We start from the raw sequence: 24,576 nt of genomic DNA, 5'->3' as shown, positions 1-24,576 counted from the left end.
ATACGAGTCCTGGGCCGGGGGTGTGGCCCGGCGCGGGTCGCCGCCGGACGGCGGTCCTGGTTCGAGGAGGTCGCAGCAGCCGGTGAGTCAGCCGCCACCCGTGACGCCCGAGTTGTCGGCGTTCGTCGAGGGCCTGCCGAAGGCCGAGTTGCACGTGCACCACGTCGGGTCGGCGTCGCCCCGGATCGTCGCCGAGCTCGCCGGCCGGCACGAGGGCCAGACCCCGGTGCCGGCCGACCCGGACCTGCTCGCCGACTATTTCGTCTTCCGCGACTTCGCCCACTTCATCGAGATCTACCTGAGCGTGGTCGACCTGATCCGCGACGACGAGGACGTCTGGATCCTCACCCACGAGGTGGCCCGGGAGCTGGCCGCCCAGCAGGTCCGCTACGCCGAGCTGACGGTGACGCCGTACTCGCACGTGCGTCGGGGCATCCCGGCGCCGGCGTTCTGCGCCGCGCTCGAGGACGCCCGGCACCGGGCCCGCGCCGACTTCGGCGTCGAACTGCGCTGGTGCTTCGACATCCCGGGCGAGGCCGGCCTGCCGGCGGCCGAGGAGACCCTGCGGATCTGTCTGGACGAGGCCCCGGACGGGTTGATCAGCTTCGGTCTCGGCGGGCCGGAGATCGGGGTGCCGCGCCCGCAGTTCAAGCCGTACTTCGACAAGGCCCGGGCGGCCGGGCTGCACTCGGTGCCCCACGCGGGGGAGACCACCGGGCCGGAGACGATCTGGGACGCGCTGCACCAGCTGCACGCCGAACGGATCGGGCACGGTACGTCCTGCGTACGGGACGCGCGGTTGGTCGATCACCTGGCGCAGCGGCAGATCCCGCTGGAGGTCTGCCCCACCTCGAACCTGCGGACCGGGGCGGTCGCCGACCTGGCCGCGCACCCACTGGCCGAGATGGTGGCGGCCGGGCTGCTGGTGACGATCAACTCCGACGATCCGCCGATGTTCGGCACCAGCCTCAATCAGGAGTATCTCGTCGCCGCCGGGCTGCTGGGTGCGGACGCGGCGCAGCTGGCCGGGCTGGCCCGTAACGCGGTCAGCGCGTCGTTCCTGCCGGCACCGGACAAGGCGCGGCTGACCGGTGAGATCGACCGGTACGTGGCCGCAGCGGGTCAGCCGCGGTAGCCGTCGGCGTAGCTCGGGTCCTGCCAGCAGGCCAGGACCGCGATGACCAGGGCACCGACCACGGCCACCCAGCGCAGCAGTTGCCGGGGGGTGACCAGGCCGGTTTCGTCCTCGACCTCGGCGTCGGGCCCGTCTGGCGTCGCAGGCTCCAGTGGTTCGGCGCCTTCGTCGTCGCGCCCGTCCCGCCGGGCTCCGGTGGGGGAGTTCCGTAGCGGCGGTGACACGTAGACCTACCTCTGTCCAAGGTGGGCGCGCGGCGGGACGACGATGTTGGGGGACCGGGCCCCGCCGCGCGCAAGCAACCCTGGACCTTGGGACACGGGACGGTACTGCGGGTGACGGTCCAGGGTTGCCGATGGGTTCGCAGCAGATGCTGCCACCTGGTGCGTCTCCAACGGAACGGCGTTAATCCAGACCTAAGAAAAGCTTGCGCCACTGAAGACCGGGATGTGACCTGCGCCCCGGGTCAGTGCGGCGCGGCGGGGGAGTCAGCGTCGGGTTGCCGGCCGCGGACCGGGTTGCGGTCCCGTTCCCGGGCCAGCCGTCCGACCAGGCCGAACCGGCTGGCGGGCCGGGGTGGGGCGGCCTCGGCGTCGGCGAGCAGCATCACCACGCTGGCGCCGCCGAGCCGGGCCCGGTCCAGGCTGACCGAACCATTGGCCTGCAACGCCACCCGTCGGGCGATGTCCAGGCCGAGCCCGGTGGAGCCCTGGTCGCTGGCACCACGGCGTAGCGCACGGTCAGGGTTGGCGATGCCGGGACCGGCGTCGTCGACCCGGATGGCCACGTACCCGTCGCGGCGGGAGACCGCCACCTCGAACGCGGTGCCCTGCGGGGTGTAGCGGAACACGTTGCCCAGCACGGCGTCGAGGGCGGCGGCCAGCTCCGCCCGGGGCACCGGGACGGGAGTCCGCAGCTGCGCGCCGATCACCGTGTACGCGCGGTTCTGGTCTCCGGCCAGCGCCGACCAGAAGACCATCCGGTCGCGGACCACCTCGGCCACGTCGCAGCTGCCCGGCCCGGTCTCCTGGGTGACCGTCTTGCGGGTGGTGTTGATCAGCACGTCGACCTCACCTTCGAGGGTGACGATCGCCTGCCGGATCCGGCGGATGGTGCGGCGGCGGTCCAGCTCGGCCTCGCTGAACGAGCCGACGCTGGTGTCGTCGGAGTCGAGTGCGTCGGCGTCCAGCCGCAGCACCGTCAACGGTGTGCGCAGCCGGTGGGACAGGTCGGCGACGAGTTCCCGTTCGTCGGTACGGGAGGCGACCAGCCGGTCGGCCATCCGGTTGAACGCGTACCCGGCCTCGGCCAGCTCACGCGGCCCGCTCGGCTGGATGCGGACCCCCAGGTCGCCGTCCCCGACCGCCATCGCCGCCTTGACCAGGCCCTTGGCCGAGGCGACCGCTCGGGCGGCGATCCGGTCCACCACGATGACGGAGCAGACCACCAGGCCAGCGGCGATGCCGAAGAGCAACAGCCAGGTGCCGGTGGCGCCCTGGTTGAGCTCGGCGTCGGCGACGAACACCTCGACGACGGTCACCGCCTCGCCGACCGTCACCGGCTCGAGGTGCAGCACCCCGCCGTCGGTGGCCACCACCACGGGCTCGGTGCCGGCGGCGGTGTCGGCCACGTCGCGGGTGCTCGCCCGGGGCGTACCGCCGAGGTCGAGCCCGTGCACGACGGGCTGCCGCTCGGCGCTCTCGCCGAGGTTGGCGACCGCTTGGCGGACCGATTCCGGGTCGTTGCTGATCGTCAGCGCGCCGCGCACCACGGCGGCCCGGCGGGCGGCGTCGGCGAGGGCCTGTTCCCGGGTCTCCTGCTGCAGTTGCAGCCCCAGCGGGATCAGGAAGACCAGCGCGATGATCGACGTCATGCCGGCCCCGAGGTAGGCCAGTGCCAACCTCAGTCGGGTACCACCAACCGGAAGCCGACCCCCCGCACGGTGCGCAGGTAACGCGGCTTCGCTGCGGATTCGCCCATTTTGCGGCGAAGCCAGTAAAGATGAACGTCGATGGTCTGGTCCTCGCCGACCGACGGCTGCCGCCATACCTCCTCCAACAGCTCCCGGCGGGACACTACCCGACCTGGCCGGGCGGCCAGGTAGGCCAACAGGTCGAACTCCTTGCGGGTCAGCGCGAGGGCCTCGCCGTCCAGCGTCGCGCTGCGCTCCCCGACGTCGACCCGCAGGCCACCCACCTGGTGCACGGCCGGCGGGACCGAGCGGCTGGCCCGGCCGGCCCGGCGCAGCACCGTGGTGATCCGGGCGTCGAGGTGGGCGCCGGTGAACGGCTTGACCATGTAGTCGTCGGCACCGGCCCGCAGCAGCCGAACGATCGCCTGTTCGTCGTCGCGGGCGGTGGCGATGATGATCGGCACGTCGGTGATGCCGCGCAGCATCCGCAGCGCGTCGGCACCGTCCAGGTCGGGCAGGCCCAGGTCGAGAACGACCAGGTCAGGGGTTTCGGCGGCGACCCGACGCAGCGCGTCCAGGGCCGTGCCGACGGCGTGGACCGCGTGTCCCCGGTCGGCCAGCGAGCGCAACATGGCGCCGCGCACGACGTGGTCGTCCTCGACCAACAGCACCGTAGCCACCTCACGACCGTACTGCCCTTGGCAAGTCGGCGGCCGGCACGCCCCGCCCGGCACCCCCGCGCTCCGGACCCGGCGCCCCCGCGCTCCGGCTGCGGCACCCCGCCGTGGTCGGACCGGTCAGTCCGCCGAGGGATAGGTCAACCCGAAGCCGTACGGGTACAGCGGCGACTGTCCGTCACCGTCGTGGATCGGCTGCTGGTCGGCACCGGCCATCCAGGTGAGCGGAAGTTTCCCGGTCGGCGCGCGGACCCCGAAGAGCACGTCGGCGACGCCTGCGCCCTCGGTGCCGGGCAGCCACGACGCGAGCAGCGCGGCCCAGCCGGACACCTGCCCGGCGACGTCCAACGGCCGGCCGGAGACCAGCACGACCACCACCGGTACCCCGGCGGCCCGCAGCCGTTCGATGGTCGCCAGGTCGGTGTCGCGCAGCCCCATCGCCGCCGGCCGGTCGCCCTCGCCCTCGGCGTACGGCGTCTCCCCGACCACCGCGACCGCCACCCGGTAGGAACTGTCGATCCCGGTGCCGGTGGCGTCGTAGGTGACCTGTGTGGAAGGGTCCACCGCCGCCCGGATCCCGGCCAGGATCGACGTGCCCGGTGTGATCGGGCCGCTGCCGCCCTGCCAGGTGATGGTCCAGCCGCCACTCTGGTGGCCGATGTCGTCGGCGTTGCTGCCGGCGACGAAGATCCGGTTGCCGGCCGGGTCCAGCGGCAGGATCCCGCCGGTGTTACGCAGCAGCACCTGGGAGGCCCCCACCGCCTCCCGGGCCAGCGCCCGGTGCGCCGGGGCACCGATGCTGGCGGTCAGCGACCGGTCGGCGTACGGCCGCTCGAAGAGGCCGAGCTCGACCTTCTTGGTCAGGATGCGCCGGACCGCGTCGTCGACGCGGTCCATGGCGACCCGACCGGCCTCGACCTCCGTGCGAAGCAGGTCGATGAAGCGTCGCCAGTCGGTCGGCACCATCGCCATGTCGATCCCGGCGTTGACCGCCTGGCGGACGTCGGCCGCGCTCAACCCCGGTACGCCGTCTATCTGGTCGATGCCGTTCCAGTCCGACACGACGAAGCCGGTGAAGCCGAGTTCGGTCTTGAGCACGTCGGTGACCAGGTACCGGTGGCCGTGCAGCTTGCTGCCGTTCCAGCTGTTGTAGGAGACCATGATCGAGCCGACGCCGCGAGCGATCGCGGCCTGGAACGGCGGCAGATGGACGCGGCGCAGCTCGGCCTCGGGCAGCTCGGTGTCGCCCTGATCGACCCCGCCGGTGGTGCCGCCGTCGCCCAGGTAGTGCTTGGCGGTGGCCAGCACCGACGTCGGGTCGGCCAGCGACGGCCCCTGCATCCCGGTGATCACGCTGGTCATGGCGCTGGGCAGGGCGGGGGTCTCGCCGAAGGACTCGTAGCCGCGGCCCCAGCGGTCGTTGCGGACCACGCAGAGACAGGGGGCGAAGTTCCAGGGGATGCCGGTGCCGCGCATCTCGGTGGCGGTCGCCCGGCCGATCCGTTCGACCAGGTCGGGGTCGCCGGCGGCACCGAGGCCGATGTTGTGCGGAAAGATCGTCGCGCCGACCACGTTGTTGTGGCCGTGCACCGCGTCCACGCCGTAGATGACCGGCACGCCCAGCGGGGCGGCCAGCGCGCCGTCCTGGAACCGGTCGTACATGTCCGCCCAGCTGGCCGGGGTGTTGGGTGTGGGGGCGGAACCGCCGCCGGAAAGCACCGAACCCAACCGGTACCGGGTGAGGTCGTCCGGGGTCACCGAGGCGCGTTCGGCCTGGGTCATCTGGCCGATCTTGTCGTCGAGGGTCATCCGGGCGAGCAGGTCGGCCACCCGTGCGTCGACCGGGACGTGCGGATCCCGGTAGGTCACGTCGGCCGGCGGCGTGCCCGCAGGCGCGGCGGCGTCCGACCCCGCCGGTGGCCCGGACGCGGCGGTCAGCCCGGCCACGGCCAGCCCGCCGGCCAGCAGCGCGACGATCAGGCCGCCGATCAGGACGCGGGTGCGGGTGCGGCGGCGGGGCAGCGGCAGGCGGAGGGTACGCACGGGCGGAGCGTACGCACGCGCGGGTACCGTCGTCGATCCCTCAGGGCAGCCGCAGCACCCAGCGGTACGCCTGCACCAGCCCGGTGTCGAAGCCGGCGGCCGAGCCCCACAGGAAGATCCGGAACTGCCGGTACATCGCCTCGCCCCAGCGCTGCACGATCTCGTCGCGGGCGGCGTCCAGCCGGCGCGCCCACTCCCGGCAGGTCAGGTAGTAGTTGTGCCGGTCGTCGGCGATGCTGCACAGTTCGAACGGGGAGCGCGCCACGTGCCGCAGGTACTGGTGCAGCAGCAGCGGCGCCGACCGCCCCGGGTAGATGTAGCGCTTCATGAACGCCGACGCCACGTGCTTGCGCCGCATCGCCAGCGCGTCCAGGTATACGTGCCCGCCGGGGACGAGCAGTTCGGCGTACTTGCGCAGGGTGCGGCGGTAGTCCGGCAGGTGCTCGGTGACCCCCATGTTGACGATCGCGTCGTAACGACGGTCGTCGGTGAACGCGAGGATGTGCTGTCGTACCACCCGGACCGCGAGTCCTTCCCGGTCGAACAGGTCGGTCAGGTAGCGCTCCGATTCCCGCGACAGCGTCGTCGTGGTCACCTCGACGCCCCGGCGGGCGGCGTGCTCGGCGAACGCCCCCCAGCCGCCGCCGACCTCCAGCACCCGGTCACCGGGCTTGACTCCGATCGCATCCAACGCCAGGTCCATCTTGCGGGTCATCGCGTCCTCCAACGGTTCGTCGTCGGAGATGAAGACCCCTTCGGTGTAGCACCGGTGCCGGGTGTCCAGGAACGTCAGGAAGAAGTCGCTCTCGGCGTCGTAGTGGTGGGAGATGGCCCGCCGGTCGTCCTCCCGCCGGCCCCGCAGCAGCCCGGTGACCAGGCCGGAGAAGCGGGCCACCGGATGCAGGTCGTTGAAGAACGCCCGGATCCGCAGCGCCGCGGCCAGGTCGCCGTCGAGGTCGAGCCAGCCCTGCCGGTACGCCACGGCGACCGCGAACTGGTCCAGGCCGGCCAGTGCCCGCGCGCCGCGCGGATCCCGTACGGCGATGGTGAACTCGGGCGCACCCGGCCCGAAGTGGTGTTCCGCCCCGGCCTCGTCCACCACCGCGAACGGCACCGGCGGCCGACTGGCGAAAAATGAGTCGTAGCGGCGCCGCAACGCGCCGACCATGTCGGTGGGAGCCACCGCGTCAATCTAACGCCGCGATGGTGCCGCCGTCAGGAGTTCGCCGCCGGGACAGCAACGCAGCGGTAAAGATCCGCCGCCGGTGCCACCGACGCGCCCCGGCAGCGTCGCCGTCCGGTGCGCGCGTGCCGACCGCTAGCATCGGCAACGGCCTCGTCGCCGTACCGTTTCTGACCGAAGGAGTCCGTCGTGTCCGCAAGCGCAGCCCCACCCCAGGCCGAACCCGTCGCGGTCCCGGCCGGGACGACGGCCGCGGACGCGATCGCCGCCGCCGGCCTGCCGGTGAACGGCCCGAAGGCGATCGTCGTGGTCCGGGACCCCGACGGCACGCTGCGGGACCTGGACTGGTCACCGGAGGCCGACGTACGGGTGGAGCCGGTCGCCATCGACTCCCCGGACGGGCTCGCCGTGCTGCGCCACTCCACCGCGCACGTGCTCGCCCAGGCGGTGCAGGACCTGTTTCCCGAGGCGAAGCTCGGCATCGGCCCGCCGATCGTCAACGGCTTCTACTACGACTTCGACGTGGCCAAGCCGTTCCAGCCGGACGACCTCGACCGGCTGGAGAAGCGGATGCAGGAGATCGTCAAGTCGGGTCAGCGGTTCCGTCGGCGGCGCTTCGCCGACCTCGACGCGGCCCGCGCCGAACTCGCCGACGAGCCGTACAAGCTGGAACTGATCGACGTCAAAGGGGCCGCCGACTTCGACGCCGCCGAGGTGATGGAGGTCGGCGGCGGCGAGTTGACCATCTACGACAACATCGACCCGACCTCGGGCAAGACCTGCTGGTCGGACCTGTGCCGGGGTCCGCACCTGCCGTCGACCCGGTTGATCGGCGCGGTCAAGTTGATGCGCAGCGCGGCGGCGTACTGGCGGGGCTCCGAGCGCAACCCGCAGCTGCAGCGCATCTACGGCACCGCCTGGCCGACCCGGGACGCGCTCAAGGCGTACCTGAAACTGCTCGACGAGGCCGCCCGCCGCGACCACCGCAAGCTCGGCGCGGACCTGGACCTGTTCAGTTTCCCCGACGAGATCGGCTCCGGCCTGCCGGTGTTCCACCCCAAGGGCGGCATCATCCGTCGGGAGCTGGAGGACTACTCGCGTCGGCGGCACGAGCAGTCCGGGTACGAGTTCGTCTACTCCCCGCACATCAGCAAGTCGAAGCTGTTCGAGACCTCGGGGCACCTGCCGTACTACTCCGACACCATGTTCCCGCCGGCGGAGATGGAGGGTGCGCAGTACTACCTGAAGGCCATGAACTGCCCGATGCACAACCTGATCTTCCGTTCGCGGGGGCGGTCGTACCGGGAGCTGCCGCTGCGGTTGTTCGAGTTCGGCACCGTCTACCGGTACGAAAAGTCCGGCGTGGTGCACGGGTTGACCCGGGTGCGCGGGCTGACCATGGACGACTCGCACATCTACTGCACCAAGGAGCAGATGCCCGGCGAGCTGCGTTCGTTGCTGGCCTTCGTGCTCGACCTGCTGCGCGACTACGGCCTGGAGGACTTCTACCTGGAGTTGTCGACCCGCGACGACTCGGACAAGTTCATCGGTGACCCCGCCGAGTGGGAAGAAGCGACCGAGACGCTGCGTCAGGCGGCCGTCGACTCCGGCCTGGAGCTGGTGCCCGACCCGGGTGGCGCGGCGTTCTACGGCCCGAAGATCTCGGTGCAGGCCCGCGACGCGATCGGCCGGACCTGGCAGATGTCCACCATCCAGCTGGACTTCAACCAGCCGAAGCGGTTCGGGCTGGAGTATCAGGCCGCCGACGGCACCCGGCAGCAGCCGGTGATGATCCACCGCGCGTTGTTCGGCTCGATCGAGCGGTTCTTCGGCATCCTCACCGAGCACTACGCCGGCGCGTTCCCGGCCTGGCTGGCACCGGTGCAGGTGATCGGTATCCCGATCCGTGGCGAGCACGGCGACTACCTGGCCGAGTTCGTGGCGATGCTGCGGGCCGAGGGCATCCGTGCCGAGGTGGACTTCTCCGACGACCGGATGCAGAAGAAGATCCGTACCGCGCAGCAGCAGAAGGTGCCGTTCATGGCGATCGCCGGGGACGCCGACGTCGCCGCCGGCACCGTCTCCTTCCGCTACCGTGACGGTACGCAGCGCAACGGTGTGCCGCTGGCGGAGGCGGTGGCGTACGTCGTCGACGTGGTGCGCTCACGCACCAACGCCAGTCCGACCGCCGCCGAGTGAGCCGCCCCGCCGGGGCGGTCGTCCGGTCGCGCCGAGCCCGTAGGATCACGAGGTGACTGGCGCGACCGGGCAACCCGGGCCGGATGGCCTCGAACGACTCTGGACGCCGCACCGGATGGCGTACATCTCCGGTGCGGACCGTCCCGACGGCGGGTACGACGCCCCGGGCGGCTGCCCGTTCTGCCTGGCACCGCAGCGTGCCGCCGAGCAGAGCCTGGTGGTGGCCCGGGGTGAGCGGGTCTTCGCCGTGCTCAACCTCTACCCGTACAACCCGGGTCACCTGATGATCTGCCCGTACCGGCACGTCGCGGACTATCCGCAGCTGGACACGGCGGAGACCGCCGAGCTGGCCGCCTTCACCCAGACCGCGATGCGGATGGTCCGGCGGGTGAGCAACGCCCACGGGTTCAACATCGGCATGAACCAGGGGTCGGTGGCCGGTGCCGGCATCGCCGCCCACCTGCACCAGCACGTGGTGCCCCGGTGGGGCGGCGACGCCAACTTCATGCCGGTGATCGGCCGAACGAAGGTGCTGCCGCAGCTGTTGGCCGACACCCGTGACCTGTTCGCCGAGGCCTGGCCGGCCAGCTGACCCTGCCCCGCCTTCCCCGACGATCTTGCACTTATTGCGGAACATCTCGGGAAAAAAGTTCTCGATAACTGCAAGATCGTCGAGAAAGGGTGGGGCGAGGTGGGGTGGGTCAGCTGGCGGGGGCCGGCTCGTAGTGCGCGAACGCCCGGCTGAAGGTGCCGGCGCCACTGGTCATAGAGCGCAGCTCGACCGCGTACCGCAGCAGTTCGGTCGCCGGCACCTCGGCCCGGACCACCGTCCGGTCGGTGTCGTCGTCGGTCGGTGTCGTGCCCAGTACCCGGCCACGCCGACCGGCCAGGTCGCCGAGCACCGCGCCGACGAACCCGTTCGGGACCACCACGGCGATCTCGTCCACCGGTTCCAGCAGCACCGGTCGCCCGGTGGCCGCCGCGTCACGCAGCGCCAGCGCGCCGGCGGTCTGGAACGCCGCGTCCGACGAGTCCACCGGATGCGCCTTGCCGTCGACCAGGGTGATCCGCAGGTCCACCACCGGGTGACCGGCGACGACGCCCCGGCTCAGCTGGGCCCGGATCCCCTTCTCCACCGACGGGATGTACTGGTGAGGCACGGCGCCACCCACCACCCGGTCGACGAACTCGACACCACTGCCCGGCGGCAGCGGCTCGACCTCGATGTCGCAGACGGCGTACTGACCGTGCCCGCCGGACTGCTTCACGTGCCGGCCGTGCCCCCGGGCCGCCACGGTGAACGTCTCCCGCAGCGGCACCCGGACCGGTTCGGTGGTCAACTCGACGCCGCCGCCGCGCAGCCGGTCCAGCACCACGTCGGCGTGGGCCTCACCCATGCACCACAGGACCAGCTGTTGGGTCTCGGCGTTGCGCTCCAGCCGCAGCGTCGGGTCGCCGGCGACCAGCCGGCCCAGGTTACGTGACAGGGTGTCCTCGTCGGCCCGGCTCGCCGCCACCACCGCCACGGGCAGCAGCGGCTCGGGCATCTGCCAGGGTTCGACCAGCAGCGGATCGTCGGCGGCGGAGATGGTGTCGCCGGTCTCCGCGCTGCCCGACTTGGTGATCGCGCAGATGTCACCGGCGACGCAGACCGGCACCTCCTGCAGCTGTGCCCCCAGTGGACGGTAGACGTGCGCCACCCGTTCGTCGGCGTCGTGGTCGGGGTGGCCGCGGTCGGCCAGCCCGTGCCCGGCGACGTGCACCCTCCGGTCCGGGCTCAGCGTGCCGGAGAAGACCCGCACCAGCGACACCCGGCCGAGGTGCCGGTCCACCGTGGTCCGGACCACTTCGGCGACCAGCGGGCCGCCCGGGTCGCAGCGCAGCGGCGGCCGGGGCGATCCGTCCACTCCGGTCACCGCCGGCAACGGGTGCTCGGTCGGAGTCGGGAACGCGGCGGTCAGCAGCCACAGCAGCGCGTCGAGCCCGACGCCGGTGTGCGCGCAGACCGGCAGCACCGGGTAGAAGTGCCCCCGTGCCACCGCCGTCTCCAGGTCGTCGACGAGCATCTTCGGGTCGAGCTGCTCACCGCCGAGGTACCGGTCGAGCAGGGTCTCGTCCTCGCTCTCGGCGATGATGCCTTCGATCAGCTCGTTGCGGGCCTCGGTGATCGCCGGCAGATGCTCCGGGTCCGGCGGCCGCACCTGTGGCGGGTGTCCGGCCGAGTAGTCCAGCACCTGGCGGGCGAGCAGGTCCAGCAGCCCGGCGACCTGCACCCCGTCGTCGGCCAGCATCGGCAGATGCAGCGGCAGCACGTTGTCGCCGAAGACCCGTTGGCACAGCGCCACCGCCTCGTCGACGTCCGCTCGGGGATGGTCGAGGCGGCTGATCGCGACCGCGCGCGGCATCTCCACCGCCGCGCACTCCTCCCACAGCGCGGCGGTGGCCGCGTCCATCCCGTCGGCGGCGCTGACCACGAACAGCGCCGCGTCGGCGGCCCGTAGCCCGGCGCGCAGCTCACCGACGAAGTCGGCGTACCCGGGGGTGTCCAGCAGGTTGACCTTCACCTCCTGATGGATCAGGGGCGCGCAGGTCAGGGCGACCGAGCGTTGCTGCCGTACGGCGGCCGGATCGTGGTCGCACACCGTGGTGCCGTCCGGTACGGTGCCGGCCCGGCCGATCACGCCGGAGGCGGCCAGCAACGCCTCGATCAGGGTGGTCTTACCTGCCCCGGAGTGCCCGACGACGACGACGTTACGGATGCGTTCCGGATCGGTCACCGCCGTGCCGGCCCCGGCGCCGCTGCGATCGTGGTTCTTCTGCGCCATGACGTGCGCACCTCCTGGCTGACTGCGTGCGTGGGGCGGGAGCCGTGCTCCGTGGGGCGGGAGCCGTGCCCTGTGGGATGCGACCGCGGCGACGATGGTGCCGCTGGTGGGCCGCGGGATGACCGTGGGGTGATTCCACGGCGACATCGTCGGGCGGTACGGACCCGCTCGGTAACGTGAGCGGTGCCCGGGCGAGCTCACTCACGTTCACGAGTCGATCCCACACCCGCGACGCGCCGTACACAAGTCCGGCGCGCGGCGACGCGCCGTTCACCGGATCCCGGCGCTCGGCGACCGAGTCCGGGCCGTGTCCACGGCCACCGTGCCGCCCGTTTCCACCGACCGTTATCGTGGGACCGCCATGGCGAAGATCTTCAGAGTGTCCGTCCGCGCGGGCATCACCCGGGTGATCGAGCCGGTAGCCCGCGGACTGCTCAGTGTCGGGATTCCGCCGAACGCGGTCACGGTCGCCGGCACCGTCGGTGTGCTCGTCGGCGCGATCGGCTTCGGCGCCCGGGGACACCTGATCACCGGCCTGGTGATCGTGACCCTGTCGGCGTTGACCGACGTGCTCGACGGCACCATGGCCCGGCTGCGCGGTGGGTCCAGCACCTTCGGAGCGTTCCTGGATTCGAGCATGGACCGGATCGCCGACGGCGCGATCTTCGCCTCGGTGGCGTACTGGCTCGCCGTCAGCGGAGACCGTCCCGGGGCGGTGGCGGCCTTGATTTGCCTCGTCGCGGGCGGCATCGTCTCCTATGTGAAGGCGCGCGCCGAGGGTCTCGGCATGAGTTGCAACGTCGGGATCGCCGAACGCGCCGAACGGCTGATCCTGGTCGGGGTCGGTGGCCTGCTCAGCGGCCTCGGGGTCAGCTGGGGGCTGCCGGCGGCGCTGTGGCTGCTCGCCGCACTGTCGCTGGTGACCGTCTGGCAGCGGATCGTCCACGTCCACCGGCAGAGCGCCGAGCTGGCGCGCTCGGCGCAGGGCGTCGACGCGTGACCCCGGTCGAGTTCGGCTACGCGGCGGCCTGGCGGGCGGTCCGGGCGATGCCCCGGCCGGTGGCGGCGGCCCTGTTCCGCGCGGGTGCCGACCGGGCCCACCGGCGCGGCGGCCCGGCGGTACGTCGGCTCGCGGAGAACCTGCGCCGGGTGGTCGGACCCGATCTGCCGGCAGCCGAGTTCGACCTGCTGCTGCGCGACGCCGTACGCTCCTACGCCCGGTACTGGATGGAGATGTTCCGGCTGCCGTCGTTGAGCCGTCAGCAGCGGCTCGCCGCGTTCGACCTGGCCGGGTCACAGATGCTGGCCGACAACGTGGCTGCCGGGCAGGGCTCGGTGGTGGCGTTGCCGCACGCCGGCAACTGGGACGCGGCGGGTGCCTGGGTGGCGGCGAACGGCTGGCCGTTGACCACCGTCGCCGAGCGGCTGCGCCCCGAGGGCGTCTACGACCGGTTCGTCGCCGCCCGCGAACGCCTCGGCATGGAGATCGTCCCGGCCACCGGCGGGCCGCGCCCACCCTTCGACGTTCTGCTGGACCGGATCGGGCAAGGCCACGTGGTGCCGCTGCTGGCCGACCGGGACCTGTCCGCGCGCGGCGTGGAGGTGACGTTCTTCGGCGGTCGGACCCGGATGCCTGCGGGGCCGGCCCTGCTGGCGCTGCGCACCGGTGCTCCGTTGTACGTCACCACGATGTGGTTCGAACCGGACCGGGCACGTGGGGCCCTGGAGGGTCCGCTGCCGCTGCCCGACCCGGCGTCGGGCTCGTTGGACGAGCGGGTACGCCGGCTCACCCAGCAGGTCGCCGACCGGATGGCCGCCGGGATCGCCCGGCACCCGCAGGACTGGCACATGATGCAGCGGCTCTGGCTGGACGGGCAGCCGGGCACCGACCGTGGCCGCTCGGGCACCGGCGTCGCCGGGCCGGGATGAGTGGAGGCCAGCGTGCGGGTCGGCATCGTGTGTCCGTACTCCCTGGATGTTCCCGGTGGGGTGCAGAACCACGTCATCGATCTCGCTGAGGCGCTGATCGGCCTCGGCCACGAGGTCAGCGTGCTGGCCCCGGCGGACGAGGACGCGGACCTGCCGCCGTACGTGGTGGCCGTCGGGCGGTCGGTGCCGGTGCCGTACAACGGTTCGGTGGCCCGAGTCAGCTTCGGGCCGGTGGTGACCACCCGGGTCCGGCGCTGGCTCAACCGGGGCGAGTTCGACGTCCTGCACGTGCATGAGCCGTTCGCGTTGAGCGTGAGTCTGCTGGCGGTGCTCTGCGCCCGGGGCCCGGTGGTGGCGACCTTCCACACCGCGATGACCCGCTCGCGGGCGCTGGCGGCGGCGCAGGGTGTGCTGCAACTGGTGCTGGAGAAGATCACCGCCCGGATCGCGGTGTCGGCCCTGGCCCGCAAGGTGCAGGTCGAACACCTCGACGGGGGAGCGGTGGAGATCCCCAACGGGGTGGCGGTGGCCAAGTTCGCCGACGCCGAACCGCTGCCCGGCTGGCCCGGCGAGTGTGCGCCCGGCAGCGGCGGCACCCTGGGTTTCCTGGGCCGGTTCACCGAGCCGCGCAAGGGTTTCGGGCTGTTGCGCCGCGCGTTCGTAGCGATGGCACCGCACCGGCCCGGCCTGCGGCTGCTGGTGGCCGGTCCGGGCCGGCCCGCCGACCTGTACGCAGACATTCCCGCCGGCCTGCACGACCGGGTCACGTTCCTCGGGCTGGTGTCGGAGTCCGACAAGGCCCGGATGCTGCGCAGCGTCGATCTGTACGTGGCGCCCAACACTGGGGGCGAATCGTTCGGAATGATCCTGACCGAGGCGATGGCCGCCGGAGCGGCGGTCGTCGCCAGCGACCTGGACGCCTTCCGTCGGGTGCTCGACGGCGGTCGGGCCGGGGAACTGTTCCCCACCGGCGACGCGGTGGCCCTGGGCCAGGTGATCACCGATCTGCTCGACGACGAGGCCCGCCGGTCGGCGCTGGCCGCGCACGCCCGGCAGGTGGTGGCGGGCTTCGACTGGCCGGTGGTGGCCCGCCGGGTGTTGGAGGTGTACGCCGCCGCGATCGAGGCCACCGACGGCCGGGTGCTGTACCAGGAGTGGGCGGAGCCACGGTGAGCGGGCCCACGGCGGACCCACGGGCGGCACTACGATGCCGGGAATGCGGTGGGTGGTCGGTGTGAGTGTCGCGGTCGTGCTGGCGTCGGCGTACCTCACCTGGACGGCCGCCCGGGTCGACCGGCTCCACGTGCGGGTGGCGGCGGCCGCCCGTGCCCTCGACGCCCACCTGCTGCGCCGGGCGGCGGCGGCCGCCGTGCTCGCCGAGGAGCAGTACGGCGTCGAGCTGTACGCGGCGGCCCGGATCGCCCTCGACGCCGCTTCCCCGGAGGAGCGTGAGGCGGCGGAGAACGACCTGACCCGGCAGTTGCGGGCGACCGCCCTGGTCGGCGACGACCCGGCGACCGAGGCGGTGGTGGTGGCGAGCAGGCGTCTGGTGCTGGCCCGCCAACTGCACACCGATCTGGTGCGGGACGCGCTGTTGGCCCGGCGGCGTCCGCTGGTGCGGTTGCTGCGTTTCGGCCGCCGCCACGACGAGCCGCGGTACTTCGACATCGACGACCCGACGCTGACCCGGGACCCGGATCTGTCGTCGTCGCCGCCGGTGAGCGGTGGCGGCGACACCGCCGTGAGGTAGGCCACAGGGCAGGCCACCGGCTTGTCGATTGGCTGTCGGTGGACCCTGTCGGCGGGCGTAGCATCGGCAACGTCCCTCTCCGTACCGTCGCCGAGGAGCCGATCCGCCGTGTCCGAGACCGTCGACCCGTCCGCCGCAGCGGCCACCACCGCCGTTCCCGGCACCGCCACCACCGCCGTTCCCGGCACCGCACCCGCTGCGGTCACCGGCTCCGCCCGGGTCAAGCGCGGCATGGCCGAGATGCTCAAGGGCGGGGTGATCATGGACGTGGTCACGCCCGAGCAGGCCAAGATCGCCGAGGACGCCGGCGCGGTCGCCGTGATGGCCCTCGAACGGGTGCCGGCCGACATCCGCGCCCAGGGCGGGGTGTCCCGGATGAGCGACCCCGACATGATCGACGGCATCATCGCCGCGGTCTCCATCCCGGTGATGGCCAAGGCCCGGATCGGACATTTCGTCGAAGCGCAGGTGCTGCAGGCACTCGGCGTCGACTACGTCGACGAGTCCGAGGTGCTCACCCCGGCCGACTACGCCAACCACATCGACAAGTGGGCCTTCACCGTCCCGTTCGTCTGCGGCGCGACCAACCTCGGCGAGGCCCTGCGCCGGATCACCGAGGGTGCGGCGATGATCCGCTCCAAGGGCGAGGCGGGCACCGGCGACGTCTCCAACGCCACCACCCACATGCGGCGCATCGGCGGCGAGATCCGCCGGCTCACCTCCCTGTCACCCGACGAGCTGTACGTCGCCGCCAAGGAGATGCAGGCCCCGTACGACCTGGTCAAGGAGGTCGCCGAGACCGGGAAGCTGCCGGTGGTCATGTTCACCGCCGGCGGGATCGCCACCCCGGCGGACGCCGCGATGATGATGCAGCTCGGCGCCGAAGGGGTCTTCGTCGGCTCGGGCATCTTCAAGTCCGGCAACCCGGCTCAGCGGGCGGCGGCGATCGTCAAGGCCACCACCTTCTACGACGACCCGGACGTGCTCGCGAAGGTGTCCCGGGGCCTCGGCGACGCGATGGTCGGCATCAACGTCGACGACATTCCCGTTCCGCACCGGCTCGCCGAGCGCGGCTGGTGAGCACGGACAGCGGTGTGCGCGTCGGGGTCCTCGCCCTGCAGGGTGACGTCCGGGAGCACCTGCGGGCGTTGACCGAGTGCGGCGCGAGCGCCCGAGCGGTCCGCCGCCCGGTCGAGCTGGAGCAGGTCGACGCCCTGGTGGTGCCGGGCGGCGAGTCGACCACGATCAGCAAGCTGGCGGTCGAGTTCGACCTGCTGGAGCCGATCCGTAAGCGGATCTCGGCCGGCATGCCGGTGTACGGCTCCTGCGCCGGCATGATCATGCTCGCCGAGGAGATCCTGGACGGCCGGGCCGACCAGCGCGCCTTCGCCGGCATCGACATGGCGGTGCGCCGTAACGCGTTCGGCCGGCAGGTGGACTCGTTCGAAGCCCCGGTGACCATCGACGGCCTCGGCGATCCGCCGTTTCACGCGGTGTTCATCCGCGCGCCGTGGGTGGAACGGGTCGGCGACGACGTCGAGGTGCTGGGCCGGGTGGCCGCCGGAGCGGCCACAGGTAGGATTGTCGCGGTTCGGCAGGGCAATCTGCTCGCCACGGCCTTCCACCCAGAGTTGACCGGCGACCGTCGCGTCCACCAACTGTTCGTGGAGATGGCTGCTGCGGCAGACTGACCCCGCAGGTGGGAAGCGACGGAGGTGCACATGTCCGGCCACTCCAAGTGGGCGACGACCAAGCACAAGAAAGCGGTCATCGACGCCAAACGCGGCAAGATGTTCGCGAAGCTGATCAAGAACGTCGAGGTCGCCGCCCGGACCGGCGGGGGTGACCCGGCCGGCAACCCCACCTTGTACGACGCCATCCAGAAGGCCAAGAAGAGCTCGGTCCCGAACGACAACATCGACCGGGCGGTCAAGCGCGGCTCCGGCCTGGAGGCCGGCGGTGCCGACTGGCAGACCATCATGTACGAGGGGTACGGGCCGAACGGTGTCGCGCTGCTCGTGGAGTGCCTGACCGACAACCGTAACCGGGCGGCGACCGAGGTGCGTACCGCCCTGACCCGCAACGGCGGCTCCCTGGCCGACGCCGGTTCGGTCTCCTACCTGTTCTCCCGCAAGGGTGTGGTGATCGTCCCCAAGGGCGAGCACACCGAGGAGGACGTCATGATGGCCGTCCTCGACGCCGGTGCGGAGGAGGTCAACGACCTCGGCGAGGCCTTCGAGGTGGTCAGCGAGCCGGGTGACCTGGTCGCCGTACGGACCGCGCTGGTCGACGCCGGCATCGACTACGAGTCGGCCGAGTCCTCCCTGGTGCCCAGCGTGAACGTGCCGCTCGACGAGGAAGGCGCCCGCCGCATCTTCAAGCTGATCGACGTGCTGGAGGACTGCGACGACGTGCAGAACGTCTACGCGAACTTCGACGTCTCCGACGAGATCATGGCCGCCGTTGGCTGACAGCCTGCCATTGGGCAGCTTCTCTGCCGGTCCCGCCCCTGCGGCAGCCGCCGAACGCTCGCGAGTGGAGGGCTGGGGTACGTAATTCTCGCGGAATTACGTACCCCAACCCTCCACTCGCTGATGCCGCTGGGCTCAGCTGGGTGCTTTGGCCAGTTCGACGAAGTGTGTCCAGGCGGTCGGGGTGAAGGTCAGGGTGCCGCCGTCGCGGTTCTTGGTGTCCCGGACGAGGACGCGGCCTGGGAGGTTGTCAGCGACCTCGATGCAGTTGCCGGTGCCGGTGGTGCGGGTGCTCGTCCGCCAGCGCGGCTCACTTGTGTTCATGCAGCATCCTCAGGATCAGGTCGCGGGACTGGACCACGGGCAGGGCCAGCGCGTCAATCTCCTCCCAGGCTAGCTTCAGGTGCCCGAGGACGCTACGCAGAGTAGCTGTGCCGATGTTCAGTGGCGCGTCTCGTGGGCTGGCCGAGACACGGCGAAGCCCCGGACCCATCCTGATGAGCCGGGGCTCGCGCTGGGATCGATACGTAGCCTCAGTCGGGTGCTTTGGTCAGTTCGACGAAGTGTGTCCAGGCGGTCGGGGTGAAGGTCAGGGTGCCGCCGTCGCGGTTCTTGGTGTCCCGGACGAGGACGCGGCCAGGGAGGTTGTCGGCGACCTCGACGCAGTTGCTGCTGCCGTTGCTGCGGCTCGACTTGCGCCAGCTCGGCGTGGTCACGTCCATGTCTCCACTGCTTTCATGATCAGGTCGAGGCTCTGGTCTTGCGGCAGAGCATACTCCCGGATCGCTTCCCACTGACGTTCGAGCGCATCTACTGTGGTGGGATCCTCCACCACGTCGCCCGCGCCGGGCGCATCCCTCACTCCGACGGTCCGCCCGTGGGTCGTCGCCAGTTCCACCGGCCCGTCCAATCCGGCATACGCCCCGACATGCGCCGGGACAACGAATACGCTGATGTTGGGCCGCTCGATCGCGTCGACCAGTGTGGTCAACTGCTCGTGCATGACTACCATGCCGCCGACCGGCCTGCGAAGCACCGCGTCATCAAGGATGGCGACGACTCGGGGCGGGTTGTCGTCCCGGGTGATGACCCCCCATCGAGCGATCCGGGCCGCAACGGCATCCTCTGCCGCAGCACCCGAACACGTGGTGCCGATGATCGCGCGTGCATATGCCTCCGTCTGGAGCGGTCCGGGGATGACCGCCAGATGGAAGTAGCGCAGCAAGGTGGCCTCGCGCTCGTGTTCCAGCCACGGTCGCAACCAGATCGGCGAGGAGTCTCCGACCACGTACTCCTGGTAGAAGTGGGTGAAGTTGGTGCCGAACGCTCGATCGACAGCTCTTATGTAGTCAGGAAGCACCGCCCTGATCCCGCGCTCAATTGAACTGACGTGCTGCGCGGAGAACCGGATCCGCGCTCCCCACGCCTCCTGCGTCAGGCCCAACATCTCGCGCGTGCGGCGCAACTCGGATATCAGATACTCGCTGGCAACCACAAGCCCCTCACGTTCCTCAATCTTCGTCACGGACTCTTCAGTGCGGTACTGCTCTATGCGACCCCTGTAGTCATCTTCCGTCGGAGGGGGCGCACAGTCCAGGGTGGAAATCGACGGAAGTACGACCCCGGTCGACTCCACCCGAGGGGGAAAGCATGATCAGGAACGACGGAATCGGTGGTGAACCCCGCCTCGGCCGATATCGATCTTTCCAGCAATGCCCGGACGACATGCCGAACGAGAGGAATGTGGACGACCTTCCGTCCGCTCCTACTCCAGGTCGGCCGCCGCTGCCGAAGCGGAATCCCGGCGAGACGGATCCGGATCAGGGCTGGCCGTTTCGGCTGACCGGTGCCCGGGGTGTCGCGCCGGCTCCCACCGGGTCCGGCGGGGCACCCGGAGCGGTCCGGTCGCCGGAGCTGTCCCGGGCGATCCACGACGCGAACTCGACGGCCAGGACACACCTGCCGAACCGGACCACCGGGGAGTGCCACCGCTGCGGCGGCGTCCCCGGACCCTGCCGTCCGTTTCTGCGGGCGATCGCGATCCTGGACCGGTGGGAGCCGGCCAACGCCCGGCGGATCCGTGCCGTACTGCATCTTTCCGGGTTGATGCCCGACGGTTACCCGCACGACGGCCGGGACGAGTCCGCCGAGTCGTACGGAGCGCTCGACGATGCCTGACGGTGAAGTGCGGGTGTGCCCCGGCGACCTCGTGGCGCTGCGCCAGTGCGACCACCTGGACGCCGACCGCCCGGTCCGGCTGCGGGTCGAGGAAGTCTGGCCGTCCCCGGAGTGGCTGTCGTGGGTGACGCTCTACGGCCGGGAGATCAGCGACGACCCGCAGCGGCACGGCAGCGTGGTCGCCGTACGGGCCTACCGCGACGCGCTGTGCCGACCCGGGGTCGTCACCAGGGCGGCGGCCAACAACCAGGGGAGCCAGGCGTGTCCCCGTGAAAGCACCCCCGGGGCGGGCAATCCCACCGTCGCCCCCGCCTCGGGGGACCCGACCGGGACCCTTCCGGGTCCCTGCTGAACGACCCCGGGGCGTCGCGCCTCACCGCTCCCCGCAGCTCACCGGTGCGCCGGGTCACCCGGCAGCCCCCTTCGTGCGATGTCCCCGTCGCCCCGCGAAGAGGGCGACCCGGCCCGGTCGAGCGCCCGCGGTCCCGCCGGACCGCATCCCCGATCGGGGAACCGGATGGGAGATCCGGGCGGACGCCCCGGGGTCCAGAGCACCGAGTGCTCGCCGACTTTCCCGAACAGGTGCGACCGACCTGGTGTCGGGTGCATCCGGGGCGGGGGCCGCCAGCGAACCCCCAGGCGAACGGAAGTCGAATCGCTGGGGGTCGGGCCTGGTGCAGGCGGAACACACGTCGGTGGCGGCATGGCACACGGTGGCCCGGATCCGGTCGGCCGTCGACGACCATGACGCTGACCGGATCGCCACGCTCATCGTCGAGCGGATCGCCGCCGACGGAGTCGTACCGACATGGCAGCGGATCTGCCTGCCGCTGCTCGCCGGCACCGGCGCCGGCGACTCCGGTCCGGCGATCGCCGCCGAACACACCCTCTCCGAGGGGATTCGGGCCGGGCTCGACCGCAGCTGCCGTACCCGGGGCCGGGTGCTGATGCCCAGCGGTGCCCTGCTCGCCGCCGTCGAGCGTGAGCAGCACAGCCTCGCGTTGCACGCGATCGCGGCCGGGCTGCGCGAACGCGGGTACGACTGCCTGCTGCTCGGCGCGGCGCTGCCGTGGACCGCGTTGACCGACGCGGTCCGCCGCTGGCAGCCGCGTACCGTGATCGTCTGGGCTCAGACGACGGTGACCGCGCGGACCGCGCCGCTGGTCCGGCTGGGCCGGGACTTCCCGGCGCTGCGCCGCTGCGCGGCCGGGCCGGGCTGGCCGCACCCGTTGCCGCCGCAGGTGGTCGCGGTCGGGTCGCTGGCCGGCGCGCTACGGGCCGCGCTCGCCAACGGCTGACTCCTCGCCAACGGGGCTGACTCGCCAACGGGGCTGACTCGCCGACGGGGCTGACGCGCCGAGTGCGGAACGGTCTGCCCAGGCGTGTCGACAGGCGTGTCGGGTCGATCATCCCCGTGGGCCGTTCGTTAGGGTGTCGAACACACGTACGTGTCGACGCGGCGGTTCGGGGAGGAGCGGTGTGCGGGTGCTCGGGGTCGACCCTGGACTGACCAGGTGCGGGGTCGGCGTGGTGGAGGGCGTGCCGGGGCGGCCGTGCCGGATGGTCGCCTACCACGTGGTGCAGACCGATCCGGGTGCCGAGTTGCCGGACCGGCTGCTGCTGCTGGATCAGCGGTTGACCGCCCTGGTCGCCGAGCACCAACCGGACGCCGTGGCGGTGGAGCGGGTGTTCAGCCAGCACAACGTGCGTACCGTGATGGGCACCGCGCAGGCGAGCGCGGTGGCCGTGCTGGCCGGCGCGCGGGCCGGGCTGCCAGTGCGGACCTATACCCCGAGTGAGGTGAAGGCGGCAGTCACCGGTTCCGGCCAGGCCGACAAGGCGCAGGTGACGGCGATGGTCACCCGGCTGCTGCGGTTGGACAGCCCGCCACGCCCGGCCGACGCCGCCGACGCCCTGGCCCTGGCGATCTGCCACGTCTGGCGAGGTGGTACGCATGACCGGCTGGCCGCCGCACAGCGCGCGGCCCGGACCGGAGGGAACCGATGATCGCGAGTCTGCGCGGGGTGGTGCTGGCGGTCGCGCCGGACAGTGCGGTGATCGAGGTCGGCGGGGTGGGCCTGTCCGTGCACTGCGCGCCCGGCACGCTGGCCAACCTGCGCCAGGGTGAGCAGGCCCGGTTGGCCACCAGTCTGGTGGTCCGGGAAGATTCGCTCACCCTTTACGGCTTCGCTGACGACGCCGAGAAGCAGCTGTTCGAGCTGCTGCAGACGGCCAGCGGGGTAGGCCCCCGGCTGGCCCAGGCGGTGCTGTCGGTGCTCACTCCGGACGCGGTCCGCTCGGCGATCGCGAACGCCGACACGGCGGCGCTGACCCGGGTGCCCGGCATCGGCAAGAAGGGCGCGGAGCGGCTGGTGCTGGAGTTGCGCGACCGGATCGGGCCGGTGCCGGTGGGTGCTGACGGCGCCGCCGGGGTCACCCGGGGCTCCTGGCCGGAGCAGGTGCGTCAGGGCCTGATCGGGCTGGGCTGGACGGCGGGTCAGGCCGATCAGGCGGTCGCGGCAGTGGCTGAGAGTCTCGACGGACCGCCGCCGCCGGTGCCGGTGCTGCTCAAGCAGGCGATCCGACTGCTGGGCAGGACCCGGTGAGCGGCGAGGGTAGGACCCGGGTGAGCGACGTGGGTAGGACCCGGGTGAGCGACGAGGGCAGGTCCAGGTGAGCGACGACACCGGGCTGGTGTCGGCGTACGCCAGCGACGCCGAACGCGACGCGGAGGTCAGCGTCCGACCCCGCCGGCTGGCCGAGTTCATCGCCCAGCACCGGGTCCGTGACCAGCTGGACCTGCTGCTGAAGGGGGCGATGGGTCGGGGTACGCCGCCGGACCACATCCTGCTCAGCGGGCCGCCGGGGCTGGGCAAGACGACGCTGGCCAACATCGTCGCGGCCGAGCTGGGCGCGGGGATCCGGGTGACCAGCGGCCCGGCGATCGAGCGCTCTGGTGACCTGGCGGCGATCCTGACCAGCCTGGCCGAGGGCGACGTGCTCTTCATCGACGAGATCCACCGGATCGCCAAGCCGGCGGAGGAGCTGCTCTACAGCGCGATGGAGGACTTCCGGGTCGACGTGGTGGTCGGCAAGGGGCCGGGTGCGACGGCGATCCCGCTGGACGTGGAGCCGTTCACCCTGGTCGGCGCGACCACCCGGGCGGGCCTGTTGACCGGTCCGATGCGGGACCGGTTCGGGTTCGTCGCGCATCTGGACTTCTACGAGCCGGCCGATCTGGAGGTGCTGCTGCACCGGTCCGCCGGCATCCTGTCGGTGCCGATCACCCCGGACGGCGCGGTGGAGATCGCCGGCCGGTCCCGGGGTACTCCCCGGATCGCCAACCGGCTGCTGCGCCGGGTCCGCGACTACGCCGAGGTCCGCGCGGCCGGGGTGGTCGACCGGGAGACGGCGCGGGCGGCGTTGACCGTGTACGACGTCGACGAACTCGGTCTGGACCGGCTGGACCGGGCGGTGCTGGGCGCGCTGATCGGCTCGTTCGGTGGTGGCCCGGTCGGGCTGTCGACCCTGGCGGTCGCGGTGGGGGAGCAGCCGGACACCGTCGAGGAGGTGTGCGAGCCGTTCCTGGTGCGCGCGGGCCTGCTGGCCCGTACGCCGAGGGGGCGGGTGGCGACCGAGGCGGCGTGGCGGCATCTGGGCCGGGTGCCGCCGCCGGGAGCGCTCGGTGGGCCTGGCTCCGGCACCGGTTCTACCCGTGGCACCGTGCCTGACAAGCCGGATTTGTTCAACTTCGAGGCTTAGATTATCTCGTGATCTGAACGTGATCAGTGCCGACCACTGGGTTCTCAGTCACACCGACTAGACTCGCCGCGGTCTGTACGGCACGTGAGATCCTGCCTCCGCAGAGCGTACCGGCCCTGCGGGTGGCTGACGGAAAGGTTGTTGTTGTGCTCGAGGCACAAGACGGCGCTGCTGGTGCCGGCACCAGCTTCATGCCGATTCTGATGATCGCCCTGCTCTTCGGCGTCATGTACTTCATGATGATCCGGCCGCAGCAGAAGCGCCGCAAGGAAGCCGAGCAGATGCAGTCGTCGATCGGCCCCGGCGACGAGGTGGTCACCATCGGCGGCCTGTACGGCACCGTCTCGAGCATGGACGACGAGACCGTGATGCTGGAGGTGTCGCCCGGCGTGCACGCCCGGTACGCCCGACCGGCGATCGCCCGGGTCGTGCAGAAGACCGACGTGCCCACGGTGACCGAGTCGGCCGTGGCGGACGAGGTGCCGACCAAGGATTGACCCACCCCGGGTCAC

General features: G+C 71.7%; 26 protein-coding genes. 17 read left to right on the top strand and 9 right to left on the bottom strand.

Annotated elements, in window-relative coordinates:
• The first annotated feature begins 82 nt into the window (after window positions 1–82).
• Window positions 83–1,135 (top strand): adenosine deaminase, encoded by a 1,053-nt coding sequence (locus O7623_RS07250; protein WP_282227818.1) that lies wholly within the window; start codon window positions 83–85, stop codon window positions 1,133–1,135.
• Here the strand turns inward: O7623_RS07250 and O7623_RS07245 are convergent.
• The 5 genes from O7623_RS07245 to O7623_RS07225 form a co-directional block, all read right to left on the bottom strand.
• On the bottom strand, window positions 1,123–1,359 hold the full coding sequence (locus tag O7623_RS07245; protein WP_282227817.1) for a hypothetical protein: 237 nt from the start codon (window positions 1,357–1,359) through the stop codon (window positions 1,123–1,125). The genes O7623_RS07250 and O7623_RS07245 overlap by 13 nt on opposite strands.
• 242 nt (window positions 1,360–1,601) lie before the next feature.
• Window positions 1,602–3,008 carry a HAMP domain-containing sensor histidine kinase gene (locus tag O7623_RS07240; RefSeq protein ID WP_282227816.1) on the bottom strand — a complete coding sequence of 469 codons (1,407 nt, stop codon included), beginning with the start codon at window positions 3,006–3,008 and terminating at the stop codon, window positions 1,602–1,604.
• Between the two features lie 29 nt (window positions 3,009–3,037).
• Window positions 3,038–3,727 (bottom strand): response regulator transcription factor, encoded by a 690-nt coding sequence (locus O7623_RS07235; protein ID WP_282227815.1) that lies wholly within the window; start codon window positions 3,725–3,727, stop codon window positions 3,038–3,040.
• 117 nt (window positions 3,728–3,844) lie between these two features.
• Window positions 3,845–5,767, bottom strand: coding sequence for a glycoside hydrolase family 3 protein (locus O7623_RS07230; RefSeq protein ID WP_282227814.1), 1,923 nt, complete (start codon window positions 5,765–5,767; stop codon window positions 3,845–3,847).
• Window positions 5,768–5,807: 40 nt separating this feature from the next.
• The gene (locus O7623_RS07225; protein WP_282227813.1) at window positions 5,808–6,950 is read right to left on the bottom strand and encodes a class I SAM-dependent methyltransferase; all 1,143 of its coding nucleotides are present in this window, start codon (window positions 6,948–6,950) and stop codon (window positions 5,808–5,810) included.
• 189 nt (window positions 6,951–7,139) lie between these two features.
• Between O7623_RS07225 and thrS the strand changes: the two genes are divergently transcribed.
• Window positions 7,140–9,149: a threonine--tRNA ligase gene (gene thrS / locus O7623_RS07220; protein ID WP_282227812.1), complete on the top strand. Its 2,010-nt coding sequence runs from the start codon at window positions 7,140–7,142 to the stop codon at window positions 9,147–9,149.
• Between the two features lie 115 nt (window positions 9,150–9,264).
• Entirely contained in the window at window positions 9,265–9,741 is a 477-nt protein-coding gene (locus O7623_RS07215) for an HIT domain-containing protein (RefSeq protein ID WP_282229344.1), read from the top strand.
• Between the two features lie 109 nt (window positions 9,742–9,850).
• Here the strand turns inward: O7623_RS07215 and O7623_RS07210 are convergent, their stop codons facing one another.
• On the bottom strand, window positions 9,851–11,974 hold the full coding sequence (locus tag O7623_RS07210; protein WP_282227811.1) for an elongation factor G-like protein EF-G2: 2,124 nt from the start codon (window positions 11,972–11,974) through the stop codon (window positions 9,851–9,853).
• 361 nt (window positions 11,975–12,335) lie between these two features.
• Between O7623_RS07210 and pgsA the strand changes: the two genes are divergently transcribed.
• The 7 genes from pgsA (at window position 12,336) to O7623_RS07175 (ending at window position 18,124) form a co-directional block, all read left to right on the top strand.
• The gene (gene pgsA / locus O7623_RS07205; protein WP_282227810.1) at window positions 12,336–12,974 is read left to right on the top strand and encodes a phosphatidylinositol phosphate synthase; all 639 of its coding nucleotides are present in this window, start codon (window positions 12,336–12,338) and stop codon (window positions 12,972–12,974) included.
• Complete coding sequence (locus tag O7623_RS07200) at window positions 12,971–13,903, top strand: phosphatidylinositol mannoside acyltransferase (RefSeq protein ID WP_282227809.1); 933 nt, start codon at window positions 12,971–12,973, stop codon at window positions 13,901–13,903. The genes pgsA and O7623_RS07200 overlap by 4 nt, the downstream gene beginning before the upstream one ends.
• 12 nt (window positions 13,904–13,915) lie before the next feature.
• Window positions 13,916–15,076: a glycosyltransferase family 4 protein gene (locus O7623_RS07195; RefSeq protein WP_282227808.1), complete on the top strand. Its 1,161-nt coding sequence runs from the start codon at window positions 13,916–13,918 to the stop codon at window positions 15,074–15,076.
• A gap of 43 nt (window positions 15,077–15,119) precedes the next feature.
• On the top strand, window positions 15,120–15,653 hold the full coding sequence (locus O7623_RS07190; protein WP_282227807.1) for a hypothetical protein: 534 nt from the start codon (window positions 15,120–15,122) through the stop codon (window positions 15,651–15,653).
• Between the two features lie 108 nt (window positions 15,654–15,761).
• Window positions 15,762–16,733 (top strand): pyridoxal 5'-phosphate synthase lyase subunit PdxS, encoded by a 972-nt coding sequence (gene pdxS, locus O7623_RS07185; protein ID WP_282227806.1) that lies wholly within the window; start codon window positions 15,762–15,764, stop codon window positions 16,731–16,733.
• The gene (pdxT, locus tag O7623_RS07180) at window positions 16,730–17,344 is read left to right on the top strand and encodes a pyridoxal 5'-phosphate synthase glutaminase subunit PdxT (RefSeq protein ID WP_282227805.1); all 615 of its coding nucleotides are present in this window, start codon (window positions 16,730–16,732) and stop codon (window positions 17,342–17,344) included. The genes pdxS and pdxT overlap by 4 nt, the downstream gene beginning before the upstream one ends.
• 30 nt (window positions 17,345–17,374) lie before the next feature.
• Entirely contained in the window at window positions 17,375–18,124 is a 750-nt protein-coding gene (locus tag O7623_RS07175; protein ID WP_282227804.1) for a YebC/PmpR family DNA-binding transcriptional regulator, read from the top strand.
• Window positions 18,125–18,259: 135 nt separating this feature from the next.
• On the opposite strand, the gene O7623_RS07170 is transcribed toward O7623_RS07175, so the two are convergent.
• From O7623_RS07170 to O7623_RS07160, 3 genes are all read right to left on the bottom strand, one after another.
• Window positions 18,260–18,448, bottom strand: coding sequence for a DUF397 domain-containing protein (locus tag O7623_RS07170; RefSeq protein ID WP_282227803.1), 189 nt, complete (start codon window positions 18,446–18,448; stop codon window positions 18,260–18,262).
• Between the two features lie 209 nt (window positions 18,449–18,657).
• Window positions 18,658–18,846 (bottom strand): DUF397 domain-containing protein, encoded by a 189-nt coding sequence (locus tag O7623_RS07165; RefSeq protein WP_282227802.1) that lies wholly within the window; start codon window positions 18,844–18,846, stop codon window positions 18,658–18,660.
• Window positions 18,837–19,649, bottom strand: a complete 813-nt coding sequence (locus tag O7623_RS07160; protein ID WP_282227801.1) for a helix-turn-helix transcriptional regulator — start codon at window positions 19,647–19,649, stop codon at window positions 18,837–18,839. Before O7623_RS07160 ends, O7623_RS07165 begins: the two co-directional genes overlap by 10 nt.
• 218 nt (window positions 19,650–19,867) lie before the next feature.
• Between O7623_RS07160 and O7623_RS07155 the strand changes: the two genes are divergently transcribed.
• The 7 genes from O7623_RS07155 (at window position 19,868) to yajC (ending at window position 24,561) form a co-directional block, all read left to right on the top strand.
• Complete coding sequence (locus tag O7623_RS07155; protein ID WP_282227800.1) at window positions 19,868–20,302, top strand: hypothetical protein; 435 nt, start codon at window positions 19,868–19,870, stop codon at window positions 20,300–20,302.
• Window positions 20,295–20,654 carry a hypothetical protein gene (locus tag O7623_RS07150; protein WP_282227799.1) on the top strand — a complete coding sequence of 120 codons (360 nt, stop codon included), beginning with the start codon at window positions 20,295–20,297 and terminating at the stop codon, window positions 20,652–20,654. Before O7623_RS07155 ends, O7623_RS07150 begins: the two co-directional genes overlap by 8 nt.
• A gap of 322 nt (window positions 20,655–20,976) precedes the next feature.
• Window positions 20,977–21,600: a transcriptional regulator gene (locus O7623_RS07145; RefSeq protein ID WP_282227798.1), complete on the top strand. Its 624-nt coding sequence runs from the start codon at window positions 20,977–20,979 to the stop codon at window positions 21,598–21,600.
• A gap of 181 nt (window positions 21,601–21,781) precedes the next feature.
• Window positions 21,782–22,309: a crossover junction endodeoxyribonuclease RuvC gene (gene ruvC / locus O7623_RS07140; protein WP_282227797.1), complete on the top strand. Its 528-nt coding sequence runs from the start codon at window positions 21,782–21,784 to the stop codon at window positions 22,307–22,309.
• Window positions 22,306–22,908 (top strand): Holliday junction branch migration protein RuvA, encoded by a 603-nt coding sequence (gene ruvA / locus O7623_RS07135; RefSeq protein ID WP_282227796.1) that lies wholly within the window; start codon window positions 22,306–22,308, stop codon window positions 22,906–22,908. The genes ruvC and ruvA overlap by 4 nt, the downstream gene beginning before the upstream one ends.
• Window positions 22,909–22,975: 67 nt before the next feature.
• Window positions 22,976–24,064 carry a Holliday junction branch migration DNA helicase RuvB gene (gene ruvB, locus O7623_RS07130; RefSeq protein WP_282227795.1) on the top strand — a complete coding sequence of 363 codons (1,089 nt, stop codon included), beginning with the start codon at window positions 22,976–22,978 and terminating at the stop codon, window positions 24,062–24,064.
• 146 nt (window positions 24,065–24,210) lie between these two features.
• A complete protein-coding gene (gene yajC / locus O7623_RS07125; protein ID WP_282227794.1) occupies window positions 24,211–24,561 on the top strand; it encodes a preprotein translocase subunit YajC in 351 nt (116 codons plus the stop codon).
• Window positions 24,562–24,576 lie beyond the last annotated feature (15 nt).

It is taken from the genome of Solwaraspora sp. WMMD791, from assembly GCF_029581195.1.
In the GTDB taxonomy this organism is placed as follows: Bacteria; Actinomycetota; Actinomycetes; order Mycobacteriales; family Micromonosporaceae; genus Micromonospora_E.
This window is presented reverse-complemented; position numbering and strand designations above follow the sequence as displayed.